At 49.5% G+C, this 881-nt stretch carries 1 protein-coding gene; it reads left to right on the forward strand.

The genetic code is table 11. The features are described 5' to 3' along the window. Window positions 1–881 (forward strand): aminotransferase class III-fold pyridoxal phosphate-dependent enzyme (locus AB4653_RS14190; protein ID WP_372104502.1); only part of this gene is annotated, 881 nt, incomplete at both ends.

The raw sequence follows: 881 nt of genomic DNA on the forward strand, positions 1-881 counted from the left end.
GACCAACTCGATTCTGGTTTGCCATATCAGACACTTGATATTACGACTCAAGCAAAAGAGACGTTTATCAAGCGAGTTAAAGCTTTTCTCCCTCAAGACTTTTCAACGAACTCGGTTCTTCAATTCTGTGGCCCGTCTGGCGCTGATGCTGTGGAAGCCGCGATCAAGCTCGCCAAGCAAACTACAGGTCGCAACACCATGTTTGCTTTTCGTGGTGCTTACCACGGCATGACTAACGGCACTATGGGCATGATGGGTAACCTTGGCACTAAAGAACGTCGTAGTGGCTTAATGTCTGACGTACATTTCATGCCTTTCCCATATAACCTTCGTTGCCCGTTTGGCATTGGTGGTGAAGCGGGTGCTAACGCGAGCATTCGTTACATCGAGCGTATGTTGAATGACGACGAATCTGGCATCATGAAACCTGCCGCGATGATCGTCGAGCCTGTACAAGGTGAGGGTGGTGTGATTCCAGCTCCGGCGTCTTGGCTACAAGGCCTACGTCGCATCTGTGATGAACACGGTATCCTACTGATCTTTGATGAAATTCAGTGTGGTGTGGGTAAAACCGGCCATCGCTTTGCGTTTGAAGAGTCAGGTGTTAGTCCTGATATCTTGTGCTTGTCTAAAGCGATTGGTGGCGGACTGCCTATGTCGCTGCTTGTATTCGACAAGAGCATCGATACTTGGAAAGCGGGTGAGCACACCGGTACATTCCGTGGTAACCAGTTGGCAATGGTATCTGGCGCTAAGGCGTTAGAGATCATCGAACGTGATGGTTTGGTTGAGCACGCGAACATCGCAGGCCAATATCTACGTCATGGGCTTGAGAAGATTCAATCGCGTGTGAACTGTATTGCTGAAGTTCGCGGTAAAGG

Source organism: Vibrio sp. 10N.222.48.A3 (genome assembly GCF_041475345.1).
Taxonomy (GTDB): domain Bacteria; phylum Pseudomonadota; class Gammaproteobacteria; order Enterobacterales; family Vibrionaceae; genus Vibrio; species Vibrio tasmaniensis_A.